Here is a 17805-nt window from a genome sequence, read left to right as displayed (position 1 = left end):
GCGCAGCAAGGGGGAACTTTGGTGGAATCGCTGCTCAGTTATCTCCTTATCGACTTACCAGAAGCATTTTTGATTCTTTCGATTGGACTTGCTGTCTTTAACAAATCTTCTTTAGCCAACTGGAAAAAAGGACTTCTGTTCACCTTTCTCTTCGGTTCTTCCGGCGTCCTATTCAGCTTTGTCGATCTGCCCTATCAACCCAAGGTGCTCAGCATGTATATCCTGATGTACCTGCTCTTTATTTTTCTATTAAAAGAAGGCTTTGTAAAAGCGGCCTTCATGTGCACGGCAGCAATCGCCTCCAATATTTTGGCTGAATTCATTCTCATTTTTGCCCTCAACAATATACTCAAGCTAAGCATGGCCCAGCTGGCCGAACATAAACTCTTTCAGTATGCAACCAGCTTCACCTATTTGCTTCTGTTGGCCTTGACCTGGCTAGCCCTGCGGTTGGTACGATTCGATATTCGGATGTTTGCCCCGAAGAAACGCCATAATCGTTACCTCGTTCTTCTCGTACTGGTAGGCAGCATTGAATTTCTGCTGATTCTTTTTTTGAATACTTCCTATATCCTGCAGCAAAGCAATGCAACTCTTTCCGTAATCGGCTCACCTGAACAGCAGATGATCCTGCAGCTGCTTACATTGGTCCTTTTCATCATTATGGTCTTTTTATTCCGTACTTATCTCAATCTCACCATCAATCGCGTGGAAGAAGAAACCGAGACTCCCTATTTGCAAAATATTAATGATCTGCTGACGGCCATCCGTTCTATCAAGCATGACGTGGTCAATCACTACACGGCGATCCAGGGCTTTCTCAAAAAAGAGATGTATGGCTTGGCACAAGAGTATGTCAGACATCAGCTGCAAGAAGCCGCTACAATCGAAAGGGCGGTAGAATCAAGCGGGCAAGTCGTGCAGCATATCAAAAGCCCTGCTGTGTCCGCTCTGCTCAGCTCCAAGATGGCGATCTGCATGGCTGATCGGATTTCCTTTTCGATACATGTGACTACCACCTGCCAGTTTTCCTTTATGAAGACGAATGACTTGATAAAAGTGCTGGGCAATCTGCTGGACAATGCGATTCATGCAGCGCAGTTTGACGCAGAAGAAAGTCGTTTTATCAACCTGGTCTGGAGCCAGGATGAGTACGAGCAGTTCCTGATGATTGAGAACAGCGGACCGACGATTCCCGAGGAGAAGATCTCCCACGTTTTTGACCTCGGGTTTACGACCAAGACCGATGAGAAAGGAGGGGTAGGCCTGGCTGTCGTAAAATCCGTGATCGATCGATACGGGGGGCGCATTTCCCTGCATTCCGAAAAAGGAGTGACTTGCTTCCGTATTTCCTTTTCATTGTCCTAATCAGAAGGAGTGATGAAAATGAGTTGGACCGAAAGAACGGCCACCCGTTTGGCGGAGCGCATCAAAACGCCAGAGAGTCCTTACTCGGTAGCGCAAATCTCTCATGGAATTGAAATGGTCATCATGTACTTCTTGAACAGCTTTGCCCTCCTCTTCCTCGCCTGGCTGTGGGGGATCTTGATGGAAGCCTGCCTGCTGGCTTTCTTCTATATCCTCCATCGCAGCTTCACTGGCGGCCTTCATCTGAAAAGCGTATGGTCATGCATGGTCGGCGGCGTTTCTACGATGCTGCTCTTTGCCTATCTGGTAAAAGTGCTGCCGGCTATGCATGCATGGACGTATATGCTGGTGGCCTTGCTGTTCGCCTGCTCGTTTGTGATCAATTATCGGTACGCCCCTGCGGAGCACACCTATGTAAGCACGCAGGAATCTATCAAAAAAGCATGCCGAAAAATCATTCTCGGTTTGCTAGTTTTTGGTTGTATATCTTCAGAATTTTTGGTATTTTTTAACTATGAACACCTAGCAATGATCTATGCAACGGCTGTATTTCTTCAATCCATGCATCTTCTACCCCTTTCTTATCAATTGGCATTTCGTTTGGAAACCATTTTTGAAAGGATTGATTGGAGATTATGAAGAAAATGCTTGCTGGTCTGTTTGCAACTCTGTCAGCTTTGAATCTTGCTGGTATTTTGAAAATCGGATTTTTGCATGAACCCAAACCGCCCCATCTGCGAGAAGAACAATGACAGAAAAGACCACTGCCGGACAAGCAGTGGTCTTCTTTACGTTACTTCTTCTCTTTTCGCAAGACGATGTCAATCAGCCAACCCAGAAAACTCATGGCGGCGGCTGCCAAGATAGTGGTCCAGATGGAATCGGGCCATGGCCCGATTTCAAATCCATCGATGAGTGCAGCCGTAAGCGCAAAGGTGATGGCATTAATCACGAACCAGAATGTTCCGATGGTTAAAAATCGCAAAGGCATCGTCAAAAATAATAGAATCGGACGAACGAGCGTATTGACCAACCCCAGAATAAGGGCCGCTACGATGGCCGTGCTGTAGCTTGCCACTTGAATGGAATCAAACCAATAGCTGATCACCAACAACGCGGCGCCATTCAATCCTAACCGGATCAACCAACGAAGCATCTCCTATCCCCCCTATCCTTCCCCACGCAGCTCCATTTCCCATCTGTCGAAAAAGGAGACCATATACCGATGTCGCTCCTCGGCGATGAGCTTGGCCGTCGCCGTCATCATGCGGTCTTTCAAGAGAATCAGCTTCTTTTCAAATTCCTTGGCTGGCGTATGCTGCAGCGGATCATCCGATTGGATCGGCTGTCCGATATAACCGGAATACGCAAAAGCGCGTACGACTCCAATCGCGCCGATCGAATCGATCTTGTCTGCATCAAACAAAATTTTCTCCTCCAGCGTTGTCGGCGGATTGTTTTTGCGGAACCGATGTGTCAAAATGGCTTTTTTCACCGCGGCAATGACTTCCTCGCCATAGCCCTCTTCCTGCAGCAACGCTTCACATTCTCGAGCGCTGATCTCTGCATGACACTCTCCGGTCCTGCTCTCCTCCGCACGTCCAATATCATGGAGCAGGGCGGCTAGCCGCAGCACGGTCATATCCGCCCCTTCTTCCCTGCCGATCCGCTCACAAAGCGCCATGACGCGCAGATTGTGAAACCAGTCATGTGCCGGGTCCTGTCCGGCAAAATACGCTCTGGCTTTCTCCACCAATCGGGCGGGAAGTGCCTCGACGATTAGCGCTGCGTAATCCATGTTTCCCCGCTCCCCCATCTCTTTATTTGGACATCAGTTGGGCCATTCGCTCTTTGGTGCGGGCGAGATCGCGCTCCAAGATCGGACCCAGGAACTGACCGGTATAGGAGCCCTTCGCCTTGGCTACCTGCTCTGGCGTGCCCGTCGCCACGATTTGTCCACCGCGCGTACCGCCCTCAGGTCCCAGGTCGATAATGTAATCGGCTGTTTTGATCACATCCAGATTATGCTCGATCACCAGCACCGTTTCTCCGTTTTCGACGAGACGCTGCAGCACTTTCAGCAAGCGGTCAATATCGTCGGTATGCAGACCGGTCGTTGGCTCATCCAGGATGTACAAGGTGCGCCCGGTGCTTCTGCGGTGCAGCTCGGAAGCCAGCTTCACGCGCTGCGCTTCCCCTCCGGACAGCGTCGTGGCCGGTTGGCCCAGCTTCATATAGCCCAAGCCTACATCGATAAGGGTCTGGATTTTACGTTCGATTCGCGGCAGATTGCGGAAGTATTCCACCGCATCCTCGATGGTCATGTCCAGCACATCCGCAATATTTTTGCCCTTGTATTTCACTTCCAGCGTCTCACGATTGTAACGTTTTCCGTGACATACCTCGCACGGCACATACACATCGGGCAAGAAGTGCATTTCGATTTTGATAATCCCGTCACCGCTGCATGCTTCACAGCGTCCACCTTTGACATTGAAGCTGAACCGGCCCTTTTTGTAGCCGCGCACTTTTGCTTCGTTGGTGGAGGCGAACAGATCGCGAATATCGTCAAATACGCCGGTGTAAGTCGCTGGATTGGAACGGGGCGTTCTGCCAATCGGAGACTGGTCGATATCGATCACTTTATCCAGATGCTCCAAGCCGCTGATGCCTTTGTGCGCTCCCGGCTTGGCCTTGGCTCCGTTCAGCTCGCGCGCCAGCGTCTTGTGCAGGATTTCATTGATCAGCGTACTTTTTCCGGAACCGGATACCCCAGTCACCGCGACAAACACGCCGAGTGGGAATTTCACGGTCACGTTCTTCAGGTTGTTTTCCTTTGCCCCTTCGATCGTGATCCATTTATCCGCAGGCTTGCGGCGCTCAAGCGGAACCGGAATAAATTTGCGACCGCTCAAATAAGCTCCGGTCAACGAGTTCGGATCATTCATGATTTCTTGCGGGGTACCCTTTGCCATCACCTGGCCGCCGTGAATGCCTGCTCCTGGCCCGATATCGATGATATAGTCACACGCCATCATCGTATCTTCATCATGCTCCACGACGATCAAGGTGTTGCCCAGCTTGGTCATGTGCTCCAGCGTCTTGATCAGCCGCGCATTATCCCGTTGATGCAGCCCAATGCTGGGTTCGTCAAGGATATAGAGCACTCCCATCAGGCTGGAGCCAATCTGTGTAGCCAGCCGTATCCGCTGCGCTTCTCCGCCGGAAAGCGTGCCTGCTGCCCGGCTTAAGGTCAGGTAATCCAGACCGACATCAATCAAAAAGTGCAGACGCGACTTGATCTCTTTCAAGATCAGATTGGCGATTTTCAGTTCTTTTTCTGTCAAATCCAGTTCGTCTACAAATTGATGGGCGTCCGTAATCGACAGATCCGTCAGCTCGGAAATGGTTCTGCCGCCGACTTTGACAGCCAGGCTCTCTTGGCGCAGACGATGGCCTTTACATACGTGGCAAGGCTTTTGGCCCATGAAGCCTTCGATCGTTTCACGGATATAGTCCGAGCTCGTCTCCATGTGACGGCGCTGCAGATTGGGAATGACGCCTTCAAAGGCGACAACCGCTTCCCGCACTTGGCCAAATTCATTTTCATAGCGGAAATGGATCTTCTCCCCTTGGCTTCCATACAGCAAAATGCGTACATGCTCTTCAGGCAGTTCTTCAAAAGGGATATCCATGCTGATCGCAAAATGCCGGCAAGCTGATTCCAACAGCTGCTGGTAGTACGTCGAGGATTTCGGTTCCCATGCTTCAATAGCGCCTTCCGCAAGCGACTTGCGCACGTCAGGCACCACCAAATCCGGGTCTACCTCCATCTTTACGCCCAAGCCGTCGCATTCCGGACACGCGCCAAATGGGCTGTTAAAGGAAAACATGCGCGGCTCCAGCTCTCCGATGGAGAATCCGCAAATCGGGCAGGCATGCTTTTCACTGAATAACAGCTCTTCTTGCTCCAGCACATCGACGATCACCTTGCCGTCTGCGAGACGCAAGGCCGTTTCCAAGGAATCCGCCAGACGGGAGCGCGTATCCGGCTTGACCACGATCCGGTCAATGACGACTTCGATGCTATGCTTTTTATTTTTTTCGAGCTTGATCTCTTCGGACAGATCGCGCACTTCCCCGTTTACGCGCACACGAACAAAGCCTTGCTTGCGAATGTCCTCCAGCAGCTTGACATGCTCACCCTTGCGCCCTTGCACCAGCGGAGCCAGGATTTGCATGCGCGTACGCTCCGGATATTCCATGACGCGGTCTACCATCTGTTCGATCGTCTGTGATTCAATCTCGATGCCATGCTCGGGGCATATCGCTTTTCCGATCCGGGCATACAGCAGACGCATGTAGTCATAGATTTCGGTCACGGTTCCCACGGTAGAACGCGGGTTGCGGCTCGTCGTTTTTTGGTCGATGGAAATGGCCGGTGACAAGCCTTCAATCGAATCGACATCCGGCTTGTCCATTTGCCCGAGAAATTGACGGGCATAAGCAGACAGCGACTCGACATAGCGACGCTGCCCTTCCGCATAAATCGTATCGAATGCCAACGACGATTTTCCCGAACCGGACAAGCCTGTCAGAACGACAAACTTGTCACGGGGAATCACCACGTCAACATTTTTCAAGTTATGGGCGCGTGCACCCTTCACAACAATATGTTCCAATGGCATGTATGGTCTCTCTCCTTAGGTTTCCGCCTTCAGCTCCAGGATCAGGTCGCGCAGTTCCGCCGCTCTTTCGAATTGGAGGCTGCGCGCTGCCTCTTTCATCTCGTCTTCCATCCGCTCGATGACTTGGAGGCGATCCTTTTTGGACATTTTCTTAAATTCGACTTGCGGCAGGTAATCGGCCTTCTCTTCGGCCACACGCGTCGCCTCGATGACATCGCGAACCGCTTTTTTGATCGTTTGCGGGGTAATGCCATGCTCTTCATTGTATGCCAGCTGAATGCTGCGGCGACGCTCCGTCTCACGGATGGCCGCTGCCATGGAGTCGGTCACTTTGTCCGCATACATGATCACCCGGCCTTCTGAGTTGCGCGCTGCACGTCCAATGGTCTGAATCAGCGAGCGCTCGTTGCGCAGGAAGCCTTCCTTGTCAGCATCGAGAATCGCCACCAAGGATACCTCCGGCAAGTCCAGACCTTCCCGCAGCAGGTTAATCCCGATGAGCACGTCAAATTCCCCAAGTCGCAGGGACCGCAGGATCTGCATCCGTTCGAATGTATTGATATCCGAGTGCAAATACCGGACCTTGATGCCGACCTCTTTCAGATAGTCCGTCAAATCCTCCGCCATCTTTTTTGTCAGCGTCGTCACCAGCACCCGCTCACTCTTCGCAATCGTCGCACGGATTTCGCCGATCAAATCATCAATCTGCCCTTTGATCGGGCGCACATCGATGGTCGGATCGATCAATCCGGTCGGACGAATCACTTGCTGTACAAATGTTGGACAATGCTGCATTTCATATGGACCTGGCGTAGCCGAGACGTAGATCGCCTGATGGATCTTTTTCTCGAATTCTTCAAACTGCAGCGGCCTGTTATCCCGTGCGGAAGGCAGACGGAAGCCATGCTCGACCAGCACGTCTTTACGCGCGCGGTCGCCGTTATACATGCCGCGCACCTGTGGCAGCGTCATATGCGACTCATCCATGATCAACAGGAAATCGTCTGGGAAATAGTCGATCAAGGTATAAGGCGGATGACCCGGCGGCAATCCGGTCAAATGGCGGGAATAGTTTTCAATCCCGGAGCAAAAGCCCATCTCCATCATCATTTCGATATCGTAACGGGTCCGCTGCTCCAAGCGTTGTGCTTCCAGCAGCTTCCCCGCCGCCCTGAATTCTGCCAGACGTTCTTCCAGCTCTTGTTCGATGCTGGCTACCGCAAGCTTCATCTTCTCGGCCCTGGTCACATAGTGGGAAGCCGGGAAAATCGCCACATGGTCACGCAGTCCGATGATCTCTCCCGTCAGGACATCGATCTCGGTAATCCTCTCGATCTCATCCCCGAAAAACTCCACGCGAATGGCCCTTTCGCTTTGCGATGCCGGAAAGATTTCCAGGACATCTCCCCGTACTCGAAAGGTTCCGCGTGTAAAATTGAGGTCATTGCGGTTGTATTGGATGTCAACCAGCCTGTGCAGCACTTCGTCTCTTCCCTTTTCCATTCCCACACGCAGGGAAAGCAGCAGTTCCCTGTATTCCTCCGGAGAACCCAAACCGTAGATACACGAAACAGAGGCAACGATAATCACATCGCGCCGGTCAAACAGGGCACTGGTGGCCGAGTGTCTCAGCTTGTCAATTTCCTCATTCACGCTGGAGTCTTTTTCGATATAGGTGTCTGACTGGGGAATGTATGCTTCCGGTTGGTAGTAATCGTAGTAGCTGACGAAATACTCGACAGCATTGTGGGGGAAAAACTCCTTGAACTCGGCCGCCAGCTGGGCTGCCAGCGTCTTATTGTGGGCCATGATCAGCGTAGGCTTGTTCACTTTTGCAATCACTTGGGCAGCGGTAAACGTCTTTCCTGTGCCCGTCGCACCCAGCAAGGTTTGGTGGCGCTTGCCGGCCAGAACGCCTTCGACCAGCTCAGCGATCGCAGTCGGCTGATCCCCGGACGGCTCAAACTCCGACACCAGTTGAAAACGATCCATGAATCCGTTCAACTCCTTCATCTTCTTATCAACCATTATAGCACAAAAAATCCAAAAATAAGCCATCGATTCGAACAAATGTTTGTCTATTGGCAGTTTCGATAAAATCCGATATCTATACCATAAACGAATGTCTTCGGGCCAAGCCCTAACCAACAGGAGGTACTGGAATGGCAGACGCAGTGAATAGCACAACCTCTACAGTCTCTTCGGCATATAGCTATAAAAACAAAAAAGAGTTTAGCACCGAGCTGGACTCCACTTCCTTCATGAAGCTCATGCTGGAACAGTTAAAACAGCAGGACCCGCTGTCCCCGATGGACAACAACCAGTTCCTGCAGCAGACGTCCATGATGACCATGGTCGAAAAAATGACGAACATGGAAAAAATCTTGGAGGAAGCCAACAACAACTATTTGAACTTGGATAAATACGAGGCGTTGGTCGGCCGTACCGCTACCTACAACAAAACAACAACCAATGACATCACAGGTGAAAAATCCGTTGAGGTGAAAACAGGAGCAATCGATGCCGTGAATGTACAAGACGGCAAGATTTACTTCACGATTGGCGACGATATCATAGCCCGTGACGATGTCACCGGTCTGAACGCAAAAGGCAGCTCCAGCGGAGACGCCACCTTGGATTCTTCCCTGAAATACACCCAGATGATCGGCTATGAAATCACCTTTACAGATGCGAATAATGCGGAAAAGACGGGCACGGTTGCAGCCGTAAGCATGAAAAACGGCTTAGTCGAGCTTGTGCTGTCTGATGACACTCGTGTCAAGCCTTCTCAGGTGGTTGGCTTTGAATCCCAAAATGACGCAGTTTAATCAATCATTCTCTTCGCATAGCAAAAAACTCCAGCATACCAGATGCTGGAGTTTTTTGATGTCTCGTCTAAAAGCTACTATGTTATGCGCCGATCCGCAGTTTTTCCAAACGCTGCTTGAGCAGCTGTACAATGCTGGCTTTGCGCAGGTCCACAAAATATTGAGTCTGGGCATCCGGTACCACGATGATGCCCAACTGATGATGATTGCCCGCGTAAACGGCACACTGCACAAACTTGATTTCCCCCGCATGCGTCAACACTTCCATCTTGCAAAAAGCCGGATTCACGTGGAGAGCGGGATACAAGTCCTCTCGTTGTCTGACTGGCACCCCATTCACCCGTACGATCACTTCTCCTATTTGGATGCCCATCTCCTCCGCCGGAGTTCCAGGAAGCACAGCCATCACCTTGATCCCTCGGTCAGACTGAATAAAATAAGGGGGCTTCTGTCTTTCCTCCCAACGGCTGAGCCAGAATAGCCCTTCATGACCGACGATGGCGACGACGGCTGCCAGTATCATCAGTGCAGGCACCCATACGGCTCCATAAGCCACCGCTGTCAACACGATCGCATACACAGCCAATTGCTTGGCGGTCTGTTGTGCTTTTTTCATTGGCACCGTTGTCGTGGTCACATCGGAGAACCCGGTGACTGCAGGCAGCAGCATGAAGGCAAACGCATGGCTCTCCGGCATGAATAGCGGCCATCCTGCAAAGAGAGCTCCCTCAACGCCTTGGCCGGCAGCTGTTGGCACCAAGACAACCAACGGTGTCAGCCAAAACGAATGCAGCTGATATCCGCCGATAATCCGCCCGCGTTTTCCTTCCAAAAACAGCGGCGAAGCATCCTTGCCCGCATTCCAGCGCACCAGCACAGCCTCCGCCAGGTGAAGCAATCCCACCATCGCCAGAATCGGCACGGGCCTGGCTTCCAGAAGCCAGCTCCAGACAATGCCCACCCCCTGTACATCTGCGGCCTGCGGGAACAGCAAGGCGACTCCATGCAGCAGCGTCAATACGCCAGTGGCATAGGCCAGGCAAAGGAACCGGACACGAAACAGCGAGAGTACGATGGCCAGGCCCCACAACATCCACAGGTCACGCGACTGCACCATGACACCAAGCCCGCCGGCGGCGACCGATACAAGCAAACCGCCAACCAGCCCCATCCCCACGGCTCTTATCGTTTGCAGCAGCGGAGAATGAATGCGGACTGAAAACAGCTGCCGTTCAAAGTTCATCTGCCTGCGATAATGCAAGTATATGAACAGGACAAATAGATACATAAACGGATTGAGCAAAAAATAGCCCAAGCCGGAAAGAATCTGTAGCACGATTTCCCAACTTGAAAACAAGGAGATCCCTCCAGCGGGTATGACATAAGAAAAACCACGGTCTTGGATATACCGTGGTTTCTTTTCGACAAAAGAGAAGCGAATCCCTTCCGCTGACATGATTATTTTGCTTTTCCTTGTTCTGCCAAGACCTCGACCGCCTTTTGCAGCTGCTTGTCGTTTTTCGGATCTTTGATTTGAGCCAAAATCGCTTCTTGCAGCGCGGCAGCCGTAGCCTTCTCCACTTTTCCTGTGGCAGGAAGCTTCTTCGAGGTCTGGAAGCGCTTGACGGCTGCTTCCGTTTTCTCATCAAAGTAGCCATCCGTGCGGCCTGGAGCAAGCCCCAGCCCTTCGAGAATCACTTGCAGGTTTTTCACATCTGCGCCATTTTGATCACGCTGCAGCACTTTATCCTGCGGCAATTGTGTCGCTGTGAAGTAAGTCGGCTGCTGGACCTTGTAATCCGGCTCGATGCCTTTTTTGTGAATCCATTCGCCGCTTGGGGTCAACCATTTGGCAATCGTCAGCTTGAGCTGGCTCTTGTCTCTCATTTCCACCGTGTTTTGCACGGTACCTTTCCCAAACGACTTTTCGCCAACCAGCTTGTAGCCGGCGCTGTCACGCATCGCTCCCGCCAAAATCTCGGAGGCGCTCGCGCTGCCGTTGTCGATCAGGACGACCACCGGATAAGGTTTCGCTTTATCCAGAGTCGAGCGCATCACTTCTTCGCCCTTGGCGTTGTCACCGTATTGGATTTTCACGATGACCCCTTGCTTTGGCACCAGCAGCTCACCGATTTCTTTTACGGCCAACAGATAACCTCCAGGGTTGCCGCGAACGTCAATGATCAAGCCTTCGATGCCTTGTTTTTCAAGGGCTGCCAGCTGTTCCTTGAAGTGCTTGGCTGTGTCTACGGAGAACTGGCTGATTTCCAGCTTTCCGTATTTTTTGTTGTCTTTTGTAATCACTTCGTTGTATACGGTCTCGATCGGAATATCATCACGGATGCACGTGATCGTCATCGGCTCGGTGCTGCCAGCCCGGATGACCTTCAGGACTGCTTTGGAGCCTTTTGGTCCGCGAATTTTTTGCACCGCTTGATACAGGTCGAGTCCTTCCAGCGACTCGCCGTTCACGCTCAGAATCTGGTCATTTGGACGAAGCCCCGCTTTTTCTGCAGGCGATCCTTTAAACGGCGACACGATCGTCACACGTCCGTTTTGCAGCGTCACCTCTGCACCGATCCCTTGGAAGGAGGAGCCGAGTGACTCAGTAAACTCCTTGGCCGCGTCCGGATTCATGTAATCGGAATACGGATCGTCCAATGTCTTGATCATGCCTTGAATGGCACCTTCAATCAGCTGATCATTGTCCACTTTTTGAATATAATCTCGCTTGATGATTTCCAGCGCATCCTGCAGCTTGGAAAGATCACTTGCATCACCTTTCCCGCTTGATGACACGCTTACCAGGCTGCTCGCTTGCGTGGTCTCCTTGAGAAACGTCATGGTGAACAAGCTGCTCGCCATCATCGAGACAAGCACAAGTGCAAGCACTGTACGTCCATTCCATCTCATTGCCTTTACACCATCCTTTGTGCCTGTTTGGAAAAGTTACGCACTAGTCTATGCAATCGCTAGGCACAATATTTGTCTGGTTCCGCTAGCGTAGGTACCCTCTTGGATCGACCGCGACATCATTTTTGTAGACGGTGAAGTGGAGATGGTTTCCTGTAGAACGTCCGGTAGAACCGACCTCAGCAATTTTTTGGCCTTTTTTCACGCTCTGTCCGGCCTTCACCTTGATCCCGCCTTCACGAATATGACCGTACAGCGTCGTAATCGTCTCATTATGCTTGATCATGACGCAGTTACCAAAACCGCCGTAATAGCCGGCAAACAACACAATGCCTGCTTCAGCCGCATAAATCGGGGTACCACGCGGCGCTGCCATATCTAAACCATTATGCCCCGCAGAACGTCCAGTAAACGGGTCTCGGCGCATTCCGAAGCCCGAAGTGAATCGGAAGCTCCCTTCCGCCAGTGGCAAACCGAGGACACCCCCCCGGTAGTTGCTCACTTGCGACAATCTGCTCAGTTCCTTCATCTTCGCCGATTCCGCACGGACATACTCGAGGAACTTTGCTTCCTCTTCCTCTTCGATCTCATGCAGGTTCGCTTCCGTTTTTTGCAGCTCCGCTTTTACGACGGCACTCTGCTTATACTGCTGATCCAGCTCGGCTTTCAGATCCTCCGCCTGCGCGAACATCGCTTCGAAATTAGCCAGCAGCTTCTCCACTTCTTTTTTCTTGCCGCTGACGGTCTCTTTATCCCTCAGGTTATCTTCCAGTATACGGGTATCCTGCTCCAAAATCATCTGCAGGCCCTGCATGCGCGTGAGAAAATCTCCGAAGTCGGAGGAGCCGAGCAGCACCTCCATGTAGGAAACATTGCCGCGCTCGTACATCGATTTGACGCGGGATTTCAACAAGCCCTCCCGTTTGGCCACGCGCTCCTCTGCTTCATCGAGCTGCTGTTGGGCTTCCACTGCTTTTTGCGTCGTATCCTCGATCTGCACTTGAAGCTTGTCCAACTTAGCCTGGGCCTCGTTGCGCCGCAGGTCGATCGCCATCAATTCGTTCTCCAAATCCTGGCGTTTGCTTTTGACTTCCTTCAGCTGTGCTTTGATTTGGTTCACTTCTTTTTGCTGGGCACGTTTTTTCGCACGGATGGCATCCAGCTCTCTGTTGATCTTATTTACGGATTCCTGCTTGCTGGCAGCCATCCCGATCGGATCTGCCACTGTCGTGCCGCCAATCAGGCAAGCAAGCAGCAATGAAACTGCGACCTTCTTTTTCATACTACCCCTCCCCGCTATCTAAAGACCTGTTATACACGCAAGAATCGGCGAACCGATACGAGACTTCCCCAAATACCGATGAAAGCACCAATTGCGAGCAATGCAAGCGCGACTTGATACACGAGTGGGAAGAGTGGTAATAGCTTGAATAGCGCGAGTGTGATATTCGTCTGCATTGCATCCAGCAAATAAAAATATCCGGCGCCCAGTAAGATGATCGGCACGAGGGCACCGATGATCCCCATCAAGAGGCCTTCTACGAAAAACGGCCAGCGGATAAACCAGTTGGTCGCCCCAACCAGCTTCATGATCTCGATTTCCCGTCTGCGGGCGACAATCGTCAGCTTGATCGTATTGGCAATCAAGAACATCGCGGTAAACGAAAGCCCGACGATGAAGACGATGCCGACATTACGGATCGTAGCAGTGGCTGTAAACAACTTCTCGACGGTACCCGCACCGTAGTTCACACCACTGACATACTGGATTTTCTCGATTTGCTTTGCCACGGTAGAAGTATCCTGCGGCAGCTTGGTTTTCACGACAAAGGAATCAGGCAGCGGATTTTCATTCTCCAAGCCTTCAAAAAGATAAGCCTTTTCCCCCAGGCTCTCTTTAAACTGCTTCAAGCCTTCTTCTTTGGAAATAAACGTGATAGTGTTCACCTGCGGAAGCTTGCGGATTTCTGCTTCGACCTGATCGACGGCTGGCTTATCTGCCAATACATCGAGGAACACGCGGATTTCTACCTGGTTTTCAATCGTTTTGGCCACATGGTTGACATTGAGCGCGAGGATCAGGAATACCCCTAAAATCAAGAGGGTAATCATGACGGCACTGATCGATGCAAACGTCATCCAGCCGTTTCGTCCGAGGTTTTTGACCCCTTCCCGCGCATGGCGTCCGAGCGTTCTAATCTTCATAGCCGTATTCCCCTCTCTGCTCGTCACGGGCGATCGTGCCCGCTTCGATGGCTACCACGCGCTTGCGGATCGTGTTGACAATCTCGCGGTTATGAGTGGCCATGACGACGGTTGTTCCTCGTTGATTGATCTCTTCAAACAGCTTCATGATTTCCCAGGATGTCTCTGGATCGAGGTTTCCCGTCGGCTCATCTGCAATGATGATCCCCGGATTATTGACCAGCGCACGGGCAAGAGCCACCCGCTGCTGCTCCCCGCCGGACAGCTCGTTTGGCAGCATCTTCGCTTTATGCTTCAATTTCACGAGTCCGAGCACATCCATGACCCGAGGCTTGATCAGCTTGGTCGGCGTCTCGATGACCTCCATGGCAAACGCTACATTTTCGTAAACCGTCAACGTCGGCAGCAGCTTGAAGTCCTGAAAGACGACACCGATGCTGCGCCGCACGAACGGGATTTGCCCTTCCTTGATGCGGCTGACGTTAAAGCCTCCCAAAAAAATCTGCCCTTTCGTAGGCTTCTCTTCGCGATACATCAGCTTGATAAAGGTGGATTTCCCAGCACCACTCGGGCCCACCACGTATACAAACTCTCCCTTTTCGATGCGTATATTAATCCCTTTGAGGGCGTTCGTCCCATTCGGGTAAGTCTTCCAGACGTCGAACATTTCTATCAACCAAATCACATCCTAGTATCTCAGTAGTAGTTTGTAAGCAACGATATTCGACAGCGGCAATCGTGCCAGATGTCTATCGTTCCTATTATACCATCGTAAATCGTCAAAGATATCCCCTAAATCTCTCATTTCTTGTCGATTCTGCTATGTTTCTCTTGTTTTTCCCCGGCCAATGTGCAAACCCGTTTGCGTTTCCAACTTGTGATGCAGTAATGTTAAAAGTGGCATGCTATTCCAGAAGGAGTGAATCTGTGATGAATAATTTCGTCTACCATAACCCCACTGAATTGATCTTTGGCAAAGGGCAAATCTCCGTACTGGCCGATAAGGTACAAAAGCTCGGAAAATCCATTCTGCTCGTGTACGGCGGCGGAAGCATCAAACGGACCGGGCTATATGATAAAGTGATCGCGATCCTGCAAGAGCAAGGCTGTACAGTCAACGAGGTGGCCGGCGTGGAGCCGAATCCGCGTCTTTCCACCGTACAAAAAGGGATCGACTTGTGCAAACAAAACAAGATCGACTGGATTTTGGCTGTCGGCGGCGGCAGCGTGATCGACGCTGCGAAAGCCATGGCAACCGGTGCGGTGTATGAAGGAAATGTATGGGACTTCTATTCCCGCAAAGCAGTGCCAAAGGGTGCGCTTCCTTTGGGAACCATTTTGACGCTCGCCGCGACCGGCTCCGAGATGAACCGCGGAAGCGTGATCACCAACTGGGAAACCCAAGAAAAGCACGGCGGTACCGGCACTTTCCCGACCTTCTCGATTCTGGATCCGGAACACACTTTCTCCGTGCCAAAGGACCAGACCATTTACGGCATTTGCGATATCATGTCGCACGTGTTTGAGCAATATTTCTCCCATACGGAAAACATTCCGCTGCAGACCCGCTTTGCCGAGTCGATTCTGCTGACAGTGATCGAAAATGCGCAAAAAGCGATCGACAATCCGAACGACTACGATGCACGAGCAAATCTGCTCTACTGCGGTACGATGGCCCTGAACGGCACTCTGCCAGTCGGCGTGGTAACAGACTGGGCCACCCATTCCATCGAGCATGCGGTCAGCGCCATTTATGATATTCCGCACGGCGGCGGTTTGGCGATCATCTTCCCGCAATGGATGCGCTATGTATACAAGGAAAACGTTGAGCGCTTCAAGCGTTTTGCGATCCATGTCTGGAATGTCGACCCTGCTGGCAAGTCCGATGATGAAATTGCTCTTGCCGGAATCGAAGCGACGGAAGCCTTCTTCAAAAAAATCGGCGCTCCTACGCGTCTGGCTGACTATCAGATTACCGATGAGAAGATTGACGAGATGGCGAAAAAAGCTACGCCTTTTGGTCCGATCGGCAACTTCAAGAAGCTGCACGCTGAAGATGTAGCGCAAATTTTACGTATGAGCCTGTAGAAATTTCTGATCGGTTTGTCACAGAATCATCCGCCTTCTCGTTACAAGGATGAGGGAAAAAAATTAACCCCTACAATCCGGATCGGGAGGAATTAGGATGGAACCCAGATTGAATCCTTATGAGGCAAATCAAGAGGCGTATCAGGCAATGTTTCAGTTGGAGAGCTATGTCAGAAATAGCGGGTTGGATTACAAGCTTTACGAGCTGATCAAGACACGCGCGTCGCAAATCAACGGCTGCGCCTTTTGTCTCGATATGCATACCCATGATGCACGCAAAGCTGGAGAGACCGAACAACGGCTGTATCTGCTGAATGCTTGGCGGGAGGCTCCTTGCTATACACCCGAAGAGCGCGCTGTCCTTGCGTTGACCGAAGCCGTTACGCTTATTTCCGAAAAAGGCGTTCCCAACGACGTCTATGAGGAAGTGCGAACCTATTTTGACGAAAAGCAGTTCATCAATCTGCTCATGGCGATCAATACGATCAATTGCTGGAATCGGCTGGCAATCACTGTAAGAATGGTACCGCCAACGCGGTAAAAAGCAAAAGCAAACGGACAGGAGCGTATCGTTCCTGTCCGTTTGTTTTTTTGCATCCCGCCATTTAGGGGAGCCTGTGATACCACTCGCCCGGAATGGGAGCAAGATCCGCTACGTAAAAGGACTTGCCGTCTTTTGCCCACCCGATGAAGCGGAAATTATCCTGCAGCTTGCGGAAATCCGTACCTTCGTAGATTCCAGGCATATAAAAGTGCTTGGCTGCATCTTGATACCGAATCCCTATTTTTTCGTCCCAACCAGCCGCCAGCGCTCCAAAGCCTTGAATGCCCACCACGGCATGCCCCGCAGGCGCCCATTGAATTGTCTGCATACGGGAGCCTTCGCCAAGGCTGATGGTTTGCCCTGTAGGATCCTTCCACAGCATAACATTATCTTTAAAGCCAACCTGTATCTCCATATCGGGAGAATAGGACGGAAACTGCGGAAAAGCCGTCAAAAAGATTTCCCCGCTCTCCCGATCCCATTGTTTGACTTTGTGCGCTCTTTTCTCCCCCATGATTTGATCAGCAAAATAAAAGAGCTTTCCGGAGGTAGGCAGCCAATAAAGGTTTTCGCGGTTATGGTACTTGCTCGTCCACGGGCGCGTATCTGTGAACGTGTCCACCAATGTCTGTTCCAGGCTGCTTAGATTTTGCACATAGAGCTGCACCAGTGCTTTGCCCTCCGCATCCTTGCCCGCGGTCGCAAGGTAGGCTAACCGTTTTTCATCCGGTGCCACTGCGAAATCTATGATCTGCCGGCCCTGCTCGACTTCCAGCAGCACGGTTTCTGTTTTTGCAATCGGATCATAGCTTGCGAGGACGTTTCCTTTCTTGATGATGAAACGATCCTGACGGGGAAACCATTTTCCTTCCCCTGTAATCCGTGTGAATTGTTTTTGTACAAAATCGAACACATAATACGAAAACTGCTGAGTCTGCTCGTTCAATCTTTCCGTATAGAGGAACCGTTCACCCGGTGACAAAGCCGCCCAATGCATGGGTGTCAGGTCGCCTACGATCTGCATCGGCTTATTTCTGTCTGTAAAGATTTGATAAATCAACGTTCGCGGCTGCTCCAACGGCGGTTGGTGCGCAAAGGATTTCCCCGGAAGCAACGAAAGGATGATGATGCTTGCAAAATAGATGAGTAGCCGTTTCATTTTCCACTCTCC

The 17805-nt window shown here is 51.4% G+C and carries 15 protein-coding genes; 5 read left to right on the top strand and 10 right to left on the bottom strand.

The genetic code is table 11. The annotated features are described in order from the left end of the window. Positions 1-21 precede the first annotated feature (21 nt). Both EIZ37_RS05425 and EIZ37_RS05420 read left to right on the top strand, forming a co-directional pair. Positions 22-1368, top strand: coding sequence for a sensor histidine kinase (locus tag EIZ37_RS05425; RefSeq protein ID WP_134683553.1), 1347 nt, complete (start codon positions 22-24; stop codon positions 1366-1368). A gap of 18 nt (positions 1369-1386) precedes the next feature. Continuing rightward, on the top strand, positions 1387-2007 hold the full coding sequence (locus EIZ37_RS05420; RefSeq protein ID WP_167568682.1) for an accessory gene regulator B family protein: 621 nt from the start codon (positions 1387-1389) through the stop codon (positions 2005-2007). A 154-nt stretch (positions 2008-2161) separates the two neighbouring features. On the opposite strand, the gene EIZ37_RS05415 is transcribed toward EIZ37_RS05420, so the two are convergent. The 4 genes from EIZ37_RS05415 to uvrB are packed head-to-tail and all read right to left on the bottom strand — an operon-like array spanning position 2162 to position 8048. Then, the gene (locus tag EIZ37_RS05415; RefSeq protein ID WP_134683551.1) at positions 2162-2524 is read right to left on the bottom strand and encodes a phage holin family protein; all 363 of its coding nucleotides are present in this window, start codon (positions 2522-2524) and stop codon (positions 2162-2164) included. A gap of 12 nt (positions 2525-2536) precedes the next feature. Then, entirely contained in the window at positions 2537-3166 is a 630-nt protein-coding gene (locus tag EIZ37_RS05410; RefSeq protein ID WP_134683550.1) for an HD domain-containing protein, read from the bottom strand. A 22-nt stretch (positions 3167-3188) separates the two neighbouring features. Next, entirely contained in the window at positions 3189-6056 is a 2868-nt protein-coding gene (gene uvrA / locus EIZ37_RS05405) for an excinuclease ABC subunit UvrA (protein WP_134683549.1), read from the bottom strand. A gap of 15 nt (positions 6057-6071) precedes the next feature. Next, complete coding sequence (gene uvrB / locus EIZ37_RS05400; protein ID WP_134683548.1) at positions 6072-8048, bottom strand: excinuclease ABC subunit UvrB; 1977 nt, start codon at positions 8046-8048, stop codon at positions 6072-6074. A 170-nt stretch (positions 8049-8218) separates the two neighbouring features. Between uvrB and EIZ37_RS05395 the strand changes: the two genes are divergently transcribed. Then, complete coding sequence (locus EIZ37_RS05395; protein ID WP_134683547.1) at positions 8219-8884, top strand: flagellar hook assembly protein FlgD; 666 nt, start codon at positions 8219-8221, stop codon at positions 8882-8884. Between the two features lie 82 nt (positions 8885-8966). Here the strand turns inward: EIZ37_RS05395 and EIZ37_RS05390 are convergent, their stop codons facing one another. The 5 genes from EIZ37_RS05390 to ftsE form a co-directional block, all read right to left on the bottom strand. Continuing rightward, on the bottom strand, positions 8967-10241 hold the full coding sequence (locus tag EIZ37_RS05390) for a PDZ domain-containing protein (RefSeq protein WP_235827891.1): 1275 nt from the start codon (positions 10239-10241) through the stop codon (positions 8967-8969). A gap of 101 nt (positions 10242-10342) precedes the next feature. Continuing rightward, complete coding sequence (locus tag EIZ37_RS05385) at positions 10343-11797, bottom strand: S41 family peptidase (protein WP_134683545.1); 1455 nt, start codon at positions 11795-11797, stop codon at positions 10343-10345. Between the two features lie 85 nt (positions 11798-11882). Next, the gene (locus EIZ37_RS05380) at positions 11883-13079 is read right to left on the bottom strand and encodes a murein hydrolase activator EnvC family protein (protein ID WP_134683544.1); all 1197 of its coding nucleotides are present in this window, start codon (positions 13077-13079) and stop codon (positions 11883-11885) included. Between the two features lie 29 nt (positions 13080-13108). After that, entirely contained in the window at positions 13109-14002 is an 894-nt protein-coding gene (gene ftsX, locus EIZ37_RS05375) for a permease-like cell division protein FtsX (protein ID WP_134683543.1), read from the bottom strand. Further along, positions 13992-14678, bottom strand: a complete 687-nt coding sequence (gene ftsE / locus EIZ37_RS05370; protein WP_134683542.1) for a cell division ATP-binding protein FtsE — start codon at positions 14676-14678, stop codon at positions 13992-13994. Before ftsE ends, ftsX begins: the two co-directional genes overlap by 11 nt. Before the next feature lie 254 nt (positions 14679-14932). On the opposite strand from ftsE, the gene EIZ37_RS05365 reads away from it, so the two are divergent. Together EIZ37_RS05365 and EIZ37_RS05360 are read left to right on the top strand one after the other, a co-directional pair. Then, positions 14933-16090: an iron-containing alcohol dehydrogenase gene (locus EIZ37_RS05365; protein WP_134683541.1), complete on the top strand. Its 1158-nt coding sequence runs from the start codon at positions 14933-14935 to the stop codon at positions 16088-16090. A 97-nt stretch (positions 16091-16187) separates the two neighbouring features. Continuing rightward, on the top strand, positions 16188-16631 hold the full coding sequence (locus tag EIZ37_RS05360; RefSeq protein ID WP_134683540.1) for a carboxymuconolactone decarboxylase family protein: 444 nt from the start codon (positions 16188-16190) through the stop codon (positions 16629-16631). Between the two features lie 64 nt (positions 16632-16695). On the opposite strand, the gene EIZ37_RS05355 is transcribed toward EIZ37_RS05360, so the two are convergent. Next, positions 16696-17793 (bottom strand): TolB-like translocation protein, encoded by a 1098-nt coding sequence (locus tag EIZ37_RS05355; RefSeq protein ID WP_134683539.1) that lies wholly within the window; start codon positions 17791-17793, stop codon positions 16696-16698. Between the last annotated feature and the right edge of the window lie 12 nt (positions 17794-17805).

The organism is Brevibacillus migulae, assembly GCF_004521915.1.
Lineage (GTDB): Bacteria > Bacillota > Bacilli > Brevibacillales > Brevibacillaceae > Brevibacillus_F > Brevibacillus_F migulae.
This window is presented reverse-complemented; position numbering and strand designations above follow the sequence as displayed.